Source organism: Prevotella sp. ICM33 (assembly GCF_000517825.1).
GTDB lineage: Bacteria > Bacteroidota > Bacteroidia > Bacteroidales > Bacteroidaceae > Prevotella > Prevotella melaninogenica.
The window spans coordinates 1-11,037 of the sequence record NZ_JACD01000023.1; the positions used below are offsets into that span (position 1 = coordinate 1).

The following is an 11,037-nucleotide window of genomic DNA, read 5'->3' on the forward strand; positions in this document are numbered from 1 at the left end:
TTCAAAAGGGCGTTAGTAAGGCTCTTAAAGGGCACCTTTTGCAAGTCAATTAGGCATCTTTTAGAAGCCCAAAGAGCATGTATTGGTTTTGAGTTGCATGAAAATAACTTACAAACTTTACATAATAAAGGAATACGTTGTTTGTTGAAGACAGATAGACGATGCACCTAATTACATTTATCATGTAGTTTATCCACCTTTGTAAAACCATCTATTTAAGGCTAATCATACCGTGTATACGGATTAATCTCATTCTATTAACCTGTCTACGCATTTAACGGAAAAACCTTATTTTTCTCTGTTAATTAATCTACCTTCTCCTTTCATCATGTTGAAAGCATGTCTTTATTGGATTTAGGTTATAGCTTCCTTTTATTGTAAAAGTGATAGAATGATGCTTACTTTGTTAAAGTTGGGTATAATAGTAAATCTTAACAACGTTTGTTAAGAAGTGTTTTTCCTATTTAATGAATGGTAAAAACTTACCTTTTGTTGAAGTAAAAAGCTAACTTTGCTTGTACTTATAATGTATAGACATTTATAAAAACTAAAAGCATAAAACTATATTTACAATGAAAAGTTTAAAAGATATTCTGCCTTGGGAAGAACGTCCAGAAGGATGCAAGGATGTGATGTGGCGTTATTCAAAGAACCCAATCATCGATCGTTATCATATTCCAACATCAAACAGTATCTTCAATAGTGCTGTTGTTCCTTTTGAGGACGGCTTCGCTGGAGTGTTCCGTTGCGACAACAAGGCGGTGCAGATGAACATCTTTGCTGGTTTCAGTAAGGATGGTATCAACTGGGAAATCAATCATGAGCCTATTAAGTTTGAGGCTGGTAACACTGAAATGATTGAGTCAGAATACAAGTATGACCCACGTGTTACATGGATTGAGGACCGTTATTGGATTACTTGGTGTAACGGTTATCACGGACCAACAATCGGTATTGCTTACACCTTCGACTTCAAGAAGTTCTATCAGTGTGAGAATGCTTTTTTGCCATTCAATCGTAATGGCGTCCTCTTCCCAGAGAAGATTAATGGAAAGTATGCGATGTTGAGCCGTCCAAGTGACAATGGTCACACTCCTTTCGGTGACATCTATATCAGCTTTAGCCCAGATATGAAGTACTGGGGCGAGCATCGTTGTGTAATGAAGGTTACCCCTTTCCCAGAGAGTGCATGGCAGTGTACGAAGATTGGTGCAGGTTCGGTTCCATTCTTGACAGACGAAGGTTGGTTGCTCTTCTATCACGGTGTAATCACTACTTGTAATGGTTTCCGTTATTCAATGGGTGCAGCTATCCTTGATAAGGACAATCCAGAGAAGGTTCTCTATCGTACTCGTCCATATCTTCTTGCACCAAATGCACCTTACGAGTTGCAGGGTGACGTGCCAAACGTTGTCTTCCCATGTGCTGCTTTGCAGGATGGTGAGCGCGTAGCGGTTTACTATGGTGCAGCTGATACCGTCGTTGGTATGGCATTCGGCTATATTAAGGACATCGTAGAGTTCACAAAGAACAATAGCTTTTTATAAGGTGTTAAGTGTTGGGTGTTGGGTGTTGATGAATTGTTAGGTGATAGGTGTTGGGTGTTGGGTGTTGATGAATTGCTTAGAAGTAAATAATGATAGCTTCATCACAATTCATCACCACCCACCATCCATCACCTAACACCCATCACCACCTAACACCCACTACCTATCACCTACTATTCATCACCATCTAACACCTATCACCCACCACCCAAATGAATCATAAATTCCTATTAGTACTACTCCTTTCCTTGTCTTTTCTTTCGCTGAAGGCGGCTGACAAAGGCGATGAAGAGCCTGTCGATCTTGTCAATCCTTTTATCGGAACATCTAATTTTGGTACTACCAATCCAGGAGCAGTATGCCCTAACGGATTGATGTCAGTCGTACCATTCAACGTAATGGGTTCTGATTTGAATAAATATGACAAGGATGCACGCTGGTGGTCAACTCCTTACGAATATCATAACGTCTTTTTCACGGGCTATTCTCACGTCAATCTGAGCGGTGTGGGTTGTCCAGAAGTAGGCTCATTGTTGCTTATGCCAACGACAGGAAAGTTGAATGTCGACTATAAGGAGTACGGAAGTACATACGAAAAGGAGGTTGCACACCCCGGTTATTATTCTAATTATCTGAAAAAGTATAATGTGAAGACAGAGGTAACAGCTACTCCTCGCAGTTCTGTTGCACGTTTCACATTCCCGAAAGGAGAAAGTCATATCTTGTTGAACCTCGGTGAAGGACTCACAAATGAGTCGGGTGCCATGGTGAAGAAGGTGAGCGACACAGAGTATGAGGGTATGAAGTTGCAGGGTACATTCTGTTATAACCCTCAGGCTGTATTCCCAATTTACTTCGTGATGCGTGTCAGCAAGAAGCCTACAGAGGCTGGCTATTGGAAGAAACAGCGTCCGATGACAGGCGTAGAGGCTGAGTGGGATGTCGACAATGGCAAGTATAAGCTCTATAAGACCTATAACAAGGAATTCTCTGGTGATGATATCGGAGTATGGATGAACTTCAACACTGAGGCTGACGAGCAGGTAGAGGTACAGATGGGTGTGTCATTCGTAAGTATGGCAAACGCTCGTGAGAACCTTGATGCCGAACAGCGTGGAAAGAACTTTGATGCTATTCGTGCTGAGGCGCGTGCTAAGTGGAATGATGATCTCTCTCGCATCCTCGTTGAGGGTGGAACAAAGACAGAGCGCACGATCTTCTATACAGCTCTTTATCACGTCCTTATCCACCCAAATATCCTGCAGGATGTCAACGGACAGTACCCTGCCATGGAGGGTGATGAGATTCGAACGGTGAAGGAGGGCAATCGTTATACGGTCTTCTCTCTGTGGGATACCTATCGCAATGTGCATCAGTTGCTTACGTTGGTTTATCCAAATCGTCAGCGTGATATGATTCGTTCGATGATTGGGATGTACGAGGAGCATGGCTGGATGCCAAAGTGGGAACTCTTTAGTCGTGAGACTTACACGATGGAAGGCGACCCAGCTATCCCTGTTATCACTGATTCTTGGTTGAAAGGTCTGCGTGGTTACGATATTAATAAGGCTTACGAAGCTTTCCGCAAGTCGGCTTTGACAAAGGGAAGCGAGAACCCGCTGCGCCCAGATAATGACGAATATATGGAGAAGGGTTATGTAGCTTTGCACGAGAAGTTCGATAACTCCGTTTCTCATGCCCTCGAATACTACATTGCTGACAATGCCCTCTCACGCTTGGCTACGGCATTGGGTAAGAAAGATGATGCTCGTCTGTTCCACAATCGTGCTTTGGGTTATCGCCATTACTTCAGTAAGGAGTTTGGCTTGTTGCGCCCATTGATGCCAGACGGCACCTTCTATAAGCCTTTCGATCCAAAGCAGGGAGAGAACTTCGAACCATCTCCGGGCTTCCATGAAGGTAATGCTTGGAACTATACTTTCTATGTTCCGCATGACGTTATGGGACTTGCAAAGCTCATGGGAGGACAGAAAAACTTTGTTAACAAGCTCCAGAGCGTGTTCGACAAGGGTTATTACGATCCTGCAAATGAGCCTGATATCGCTTATCCTCACCTCTTCTCTTATTTCAAGGGCGATGAGTGGCGTACACAGGTACAGACGCGCAGACTCTTGAAGGAGTATTTCAAGAATGCACCAGAGGGCATCCCGGGTAATGATGACACTGGAACCATGTCGGCTTGGGCGGTGTTCAATATGATAGGTTTCTATCCTGACTGTCCGGGTGATCCATCTTACACGCTCACTTCGCCAGTCTTTGACAAGGTGACTATCCGTTTGGATAAGGCACAGTGGGGCAGAGATAACCTCTTGATTGAGACTGTTCGTCCAAATGCTGAGGCTGTTATTATTAAGAAGATAGAATTAGGTGGTAAGCCATTGAACCGCTATCGCATTACGAATGACGAACTCTTGAAGGGTGGCGTATTGAAGTTCTATCTAAAGTAAACGACTACTACCCATCAAACCTCCCACGTTTCCGACGGTCTTTAATGTCTTATTACATTATATATAATGATAAAAACAGACATTGTTTGCCGTCTTCTATCCTTGTCCGAACGCTTTGGACAAGTTGTATGGAGCCTTAACACAAGTTGTGCGGATACTTAGCACATTTGGTGCGGAGGCTTAATACGAAACATGAAGGTGGCAATGTGGAAGGCAGTCTACTATCAGAAAGGTTTTGAATGACCACAGATGAGAATACAGACAGCCGACAGCCATCGAAGAAAGAGACATAAAGTAAAAACAAATAATAAAGAAATAAAACCGAAATTTATACTCACGTTATGAGAAAAAAAGTTCTTTTGAGTGCAGTTTTCCTGTTGTTTGCAGCAGTTGTTTCTATGCCTGTTGCAGCTCAGAACATCATTCCACAACCTGAGAATATCAGTCTTTTGAAGGGTCAATTCAAGCTGAATAAGGGTACGAAGATTGTGACCAATCTTACAGGTAGTGACTTCAAGATGCTTAATCAGTACACTTCTGAGGTACTGCAGCATCCATTAGCATACGCAAAGAATCCTTCTCAACAAGGCGTTTTCCGCTTGATTTGCAAGGGAACAGCCCAGCAGGCAGCGCAGGCAATGGACAGCGTACGTCTGCAAGGCTATGAGTTGGAGGTGACACCAAAGGGTATCACCATTCAGGCACTGACCCCAACGGGTTTGTTCTATGGTCTGCAAACCCTTCGCCAACTCGAAAAGGATGGTCAGATAGCCTGTGTAAAGGTGAAGGACGCCCCTCGTTTCGCTTATCGTGGTTTGATGATCGACTGCTCTCGACACTTCTGGTCGAAAGATGAAATCAAGAAGCAACTGGACGCTATGGCGTACTTCAAGCTCGACAGATTCCACTGGCACCTCACTGACGGCGGTGGATGGCGCATGGAAGTGAAGCAATATCCACTCCTAACAGAGGAGACTGCCTATAGAACAGAATCTGACTGGACGAAGTGGTGGAACGGAAAGAACCGCCAGTATTCGCCTGATCCTATTCGCCTTGTATGTTGGAAGGGAATGAATATACATGGTGGCTATTACACGCAGGACGACATTAAAGAGATTGTCGATTATGCCGCTGCACGCCATATCACCATCATACCAGAGATAGAAATGCCTGGGCATAGTGATGAGGTTGTCTATGCTTACCCAGAGTTATCATGTACGGGTAAGCCCTATACTCAGTCAGATTTATGCGTAGGGAAAGAACAGACCTATACCTTCATGGAGAATGTATTGAAGGAGGTAATGCAACTCTTCCCTTCAAAGTACATTCACATAGGAGGCGATGAGGCTGAACGACGCACATGGAAGACCTGTCCCGACTGTCAGCGTGTGATGAAGGACTATCATCTAAAGGACGTAGCCGAGTTACAGAGTCATTTCACTCACCGCATTGAACGCTTCCTTAACGATAATGACAGAAAGCTTCTCGGATGGGATGAAATCATGGAAGGCACCTTAGCTCCCAATGCCGCTGTCATGTCATGGCGTGGCACAGAAGCAGGATTGACTGCCGCTAAGAGTGGGCATCACGTGGTCATGGCACCACAAGAGTTCTGCTATTTGAATATGTATCAGGACGACCCCATGACGGAACCAAAGGCACAAGGGGGTTATACGAGATTGGAGAAGACTTACAACTATGACCCTATCCCAGCGGCTTATAAGGGTACGTCTTTGGAGAAATATATCGATGGTGTGCAGGGTTGTGTATGGACGGAATTCATAGAGAAGCCTGACCATTTAGAGTATATGATATACCCCCGATTGCTTGCATTAGCCGAGACTGGATGGACGAAGCAACGTACAGGCTATGCCGACTTCCGTCAACGAGTAATTACGGCAACTGATGCGCTCAAGCGTGCTGGCTATAATGCTTTCGACATTCGAAAAGAGAAAGGCGCACGCCCTGAAAGTCGTTCCATCGTGCAGCATGAGGCATTGGGTAAGCCTGTCACTTACTTAGGACGTTATGCGGAGAAGTATCGTGCCGAAGGCGACAGCACACTGACCAATGGTTTGCGTGGCGACTGGGGCTATCTTGAGGGTCGTTGGCAGGGCTTCATCGACAGTACTGGTGTGGATGTTGTGGTTGATATGGGTAAGGTTACGGACATACGTGACGTTCGTGTTGACTTTATGCACCTCTATGAATCGGTTATCTATACGCCAGAGACAATCGAGTTGATGGTGTCAGAGGATGGCAAGAACTTTACAACGATTGACACAGTACGACCAGGTATTAAGGCTTCAGAGGACTATCTCGTCTATCCTTACAAGTGGAAAGGAGATGTCAAAGGTCGTTATGTGCGTGTGAAAGCCCTCCCTCGCGAGAAAGGCGCATGGATTTTTACAGACGAAATCATCGTCAATCAGAAATAAACGAATACTTGATGAGCTGTTGAATGACGGCTCTGTCAAGACATATAAGACAAGAAGATTAAAACAATTCAGTATATGAAAAAAAGGTTCTTAACTTTAATGGCGTTTGCTGCAACCAGTCTTTTCGCTTTTGCGCAGGACTATACGCAGTATGTTGACCCATTTATTGGAACAGGTGGACACGGACATGTGTTCCTTGGAGCTAATGTTCCATTCGGTAACATTCAGGCTGGTCCTACACAGAAGAAGCAGGGCTGGGACTGGTGTTCTGGTTATCATTACAGCGATTCAACAGTTATCGGATTCGGACAGATGCACCTTAGCGGTACGGGTATTGGTGACTTGGGTGATGTATCACTCCTCCCTACTACCAATCCAGCACAGCGTGAGGTGAAGTTTGCTCATCGTGCCGAACATGTAACCCCTGGTTACTACTCTGTGATGTTGGCTTCTGGTGTTCGTGTAGAGTTGACTGCCACCCAGCGTGTAGCCTTCCATCGTTACGCTTTTCCTGCTGATGCAACAAAGGGTTACGTTATTTTGAACCTCTCACAGGGTATCGGATGGGACAAGATGACCTCTTGCAGTTTCAAGCAGGAGTCGGCTAAGACCGTCAGTGGCTACCGTATGTCACAAGGATGGGCTAAGGACCAGCGCGTTTACTTCGTGGCAGAGTTCTCACAGCCTGTTAAGTTGGAGTCAAACGAGCGTGACACAATCGGTGTCTTTGCTTTCGACAATGCTGAGCAGCCACTTCTCGTGAAGATAGGAATCTCTGCAGTGAGTGTTGAGAACGCTCGATTGAATATGCAGAAGGAACTTCCAGGTTGGGACTTCCGCAATGCTGTTGCTCAGGCAAAGGATGAGTGGAACCGTGAGTTGAGCAAGATTGCTATCAAGACACAGGACGAGAGTGCAAGAAAGATATTCTATACAGCATTGTATCACTCAATGATTGCACCTTCTGTCTTCAATGATGTAAACGGCGAATACCGTGGTGCAGATGGTAAGACACATAAGGGTGACTTTACAGATTATACCACCTTCTCGCTTTGGGACACCTATCGTGCAGCGCATCCATTGATGACGATTATCCATCCAGAGAAGCAACGCGACATCGCACAGACGATGCTTCATATCTTTAAGGAGCAGGGTAAGTTGCCAGTATGGCACCTTGTGGGTAACGAAACCGACTGTATGATTGGTAACCCAGGCGTTCCTGCCCTCGTTGATATCGCACTGAAAGGCTTTGATGTAGATAAGAATGCAGTCTTTGAGGCTGCTAAGGCGTCTGCTATGCTTGATGAACGTGGTATGGGATTGTTGAAGAAGTATGGTTATATTCCTTGTGATCTCGACCCAGAGCATGAGACAGTAGCAAAGGGATTGGAGTATGCTTTGGCTGATGCATGTATTGCAAAACTCGCCAAGGAATTGGGTAAGACAGCTGATTATAAGTACTTCTCAAAGCGCAGTCAGTCGTATCGTGACTTCTACTTCGATAAGAAGACGAAGTTTATGCGTGGTGTAACATCTGATCGTAAGTTCCGTGAACCATTCGATCCATTCAGTACTGTTCATCGTCAAGACGACTATGCAGAGGGTAATGCTTGGCAGTATGTATGGCTTGTTCCACACGATGTGCACGGTCTTGTAGCTGCCTTCGGTGGTGAGAAACCATTTGTTTCAAAGCTCGACTCCCTTTTCATCGTTAGTGGTGATATGGGAGCAGAGGCTTCACCAGACATCACTGGTCTGATTGGTCAGTACGCTCACGGTAATGAGCCAAGCCATCATATCCTCTATATGTACAACTATGTGGGTCAGCCTTGGAAGGCAGCGGATAAGATTCGCTATGTACTCAAGAACTTATACCACGACGACTTCGATGGTTTGAGTGGTAACGAGGATGTGGGTCAGATGTCTGCATGGTACATTCTTTCCTCTCTTGGCATGTATCAGGTAGAGCCAGCAGGTGGTAAGTATATTTTCGGTACACCGCTCTTCGATGAGGCTACGGTGAACGTTGGAGATGGTAAGACCTTCCGTGTTGTGGCTCATAACAACAGCGATAAGAATATTTATATTCAGAGTGCTAAGTTGAATGGCAAGCCTTATACCCGTTCTTACATCGACTTCAAGGACATCAAACGTGGTGGAACACTTGAGTTTGTAATGGGTAGCAAGCCTTCTCAGTTCGGTGTTAAGCCTGCTGATAGACCCTAAAAGTTTTTGGAGTTAACTCCTTCACTCCTAATAGTGCATCAATCTTTAATACTAAATAAACAGCTATGACGAATTTTAATGATGTTGTATCACAGTTCCGTATTGAGGGAACTGTTGAGAGTGTAAGTCCAATTGGTAATGGACTGATCAATGAAACACTGCGTGTAAAAACTGTAGATGCTAATACGCCTGATTATATCTTACAGCGTATTAACAACGCCATATTCACCGATGTAGACCTGTTGCAGCATAATATCGAACTTGTAACTGACCATATCCGCCACAAGTTGATGGAGAAGGGTGAGACAGATATCGAACGTAAATGTCTGCGTTTCGTGCAGGCTAAGGACGGTAAGACCTACTACAAGGATGCTGACAATCTCTACTGGCGTGTGAGTGTCTTCATTCCTAACGCTGTTACAAAAGAGGAAGTAAACCCAGAGAGTGCTTTCTGCTGTGGTGAAACCTTCGGTAACTTCCAGAATATGTTGGTTGATTTGAAGGAACCATTGGGAGAAACCATCCCAGACTTCCACAACATGGAACTTCGTCTGCGCCAGTTGCGTGAGGCTGTAAGTGCTGATAAGGCTGGTAGAGTGGCTTCTGTGAAAGATATGATAGCCGAGTTAGAGAGCTATGCAGACGAGATGTGCCTTGCTGAACGCCTCTATCGTGAGGGTGCATTGCCTAAGCGTATCTGCCACTGTGATACAAAGGTGAACAACATGATGTTTGACAAGGATGGTAAGGTACTCTGTGTTATCGACCTCGATACCGTAATGCCAAGCTTTATCTTCTCTGATTATGGCGACTTCTTGCGTACTGGTGCTAACCACGTGGCTGAGGATAGCGATAATTACGATGCTGTCGGACTGAAAGAAGATGTATTCTGCTCATTCACAGAAGGCTATCTCAGCACTGCAGGCAACTTCCTTACCCCTGTTGAGACAAGTCATCTTCCTTACGCTGTAGCACTGTTCCCATACATGCAGTGCGTTCGTTTCTTGACAGATTACATCAACGGAGACGTTTATTTCAAGGTGAAATACCCAGAGCATAACCTCGTTCGCTCACGTAATCAGCTCTTGCTCTATCGTGACGTACGTCGTCATGATCAGATGATGGCTGACTTTGTGAAGAAAACATTGAAGCAATGAAACAATTAAAGGTAAAACGTTTGGAGTGTCAGCAGGTGAAAGCTGTTGACATTCCAGCCCTTTTCAAGGATAATAGCGTATCTTATAATAAGATAGATACAGTAGACTGGGCAGCAGAATTCCCTTATTGTCCACAGGTTGAGTTTGCTATTGCTCATAAAGGTGATGCCATTCTGTTGCATTATCGAGTTGAAGAAGACAGCGTGCGTGCTGAGGCTGGCACCGATTTAGGGCCAGTTTGGCAGGACTCATGCTGTGAGTTCTTCTGCAGCCCTGATGAAGAAGGAGGTTATTATAACCTTGAAAGCAACTGTATCGGTACGATATTGCTGTGCAATGGACATGGACGAGAGAATCGTACTCATGCTCCAGCAGCTGCCTTAGAGCAGATTGATCGTTGGGCATCTTTGGGGCGTGAGCCTTTCGAGATGAGAGAGGGACGACAGGCATGGGAACTCACACTCGTTGTTCCTGTTAGTTTTTACTTCCGCCATACAATAGAGAATCTCTCAGGAAAGACGATAAGAGCCAATTTCTATAAGTGTGGTGATAAGACATCGCAACCTCATTTCCTCTCTTGGAATCCCATTGCCTTGCCTTCTCCCGACTTCCATTGTCCCGCTTTCTTTGGTGAACTGAACTTTGAGTAATCGATAAAAGAAATAAAATGTAGTAAGTTTTAGGGGTATGAAAAAGTCCCTATCACTTACTACATTTCTTTTTTATATCCCCGAAAGAATGGTTTTTCCGTTAAATGCATAGATATATTTCGTATAGCTTTAACGGAAGAAGCGAGGTTACTCATTAAATAAAGACATGACTAAGGCGCTCATCTTCCTATTTTATTGTTATCCTTCGATACAGAAAACCTTTTCATTTTGATACTTCAAAAACTGCAGATAGGGTTCTGAAAAATCATTACATAATTTCAAGTAAACCATCTATAAATAAGGGAAAAAGTATACGTAAAAAGTAGGTTCGTAACCTGCAGGAAGTCAATAGGTTATAAAGTAGTAAAGTAAAAGGTGCTTAATTGCACTTCAAAAGGGCGTTAGTAAAGAGCTTAAAGGGCACCTATTACAAGTCAATTAAGCATCTTTTAGAAGCCAAAAGAGCATGTATTGATTTTGAATAACATAAAAATAGTTATTGCTGTCCGGTAAAACTTAAATAACATATAAATCCTTGCGGAATTGTCTTT

The 11,037-nt window shown here is 44.3% G+C and carries 6 protein-coding genes; all 6 read left to right on the forward strand.

The window, feature by feature from the left end:
• Nucleotides 1-572 precede the first annotated feature (572 nt).
• The 6 genes from HMPREF1505_RS03710 (at nucleotide 573) to HMPREF1505_RS03735 (ending at nucleotide 10,486) form a co-directional block, all read left to right on the forward strand.
• Complete coding sequence (locus HMPREF1505_RS03710) at nucleotides 573-1,547, forward strand: glycoside hydrolase family 130 protein (protein WP_036922727.1); 975 nt, start codon at nucleotides 573-575, stop codon at nucleotides 1,545-1,547.
• A 212-nt stretch (nucleotides 1,548-1,759) separates the two neighbouring features.
• Nucleotides 1,760-4,015: a GH92 family glycosyl hydrolase gene (locus HMPREF1505_RS03715; protein WP_036922730.1), complete on the forward strand. Its 2,256-nt coding sequence runs from the start codon at nucleotides 1,760-1,762 to the stop codon at nucleotides 4,013-4,015.
• A 341-nt stretch (nucleotides 4,016-4,356) separates the two neighbouring features.
• Entirely contained in the window at nucleotides 4,357-6,453 is a 2,097-nt protein-coding gene (locus HMPREF1505_RS03720; protein ID WP_036922733.1) for a family 20 glycosylhydrolase, read from the forward strand.
• 75 nt (nucleotides 6,454-6,528) lie between these two features.
• Nucleotides 6,529-8,679 carry a GH92 family glycosyl hydrolase gene (locus HMPREF1505_RS03725; protein ID WP_036922736.1) on the forward strand — a complete coding sequence of 717 codons (2,151 nt, stop codon included), beginning with the start codon at nucleotides 6,529-6,531 and terminating at the stop codon, nucleotides 8,677-8,679.
• A gap of 65 nt (nucleotides 8,680-8,744) precedes the next feature.
• A complete protein-coding gene (locus HMPREF1505_RS03730; protein ID WP_036922739.1) occupies nucleotides 8,745-9,836 on the forward strand; it encodes a phosphotransferase enzyme family protein in 1,092 nt (363 codons plus the stop codon).
• Nucleotides 9,833-10,486, forward strand: coding sequence for a carbohydrate-binding family 9-like protein (locus HMPREF1505_RS03735; RefSeq protein ID WP_036922747.1), 654 nt, complete (start codon nucleotides 9,833-9,835; stop codon nucleotides 10,484-10,486). The genes HMPREF1505_RS03730 and HMPREF1505_RS03735 overlap by 4 nt, the downstream gene beginning before the upstream one ends.
• Nucleotides 10,487-11,037 lie beyond the last annotated feature (551 nt).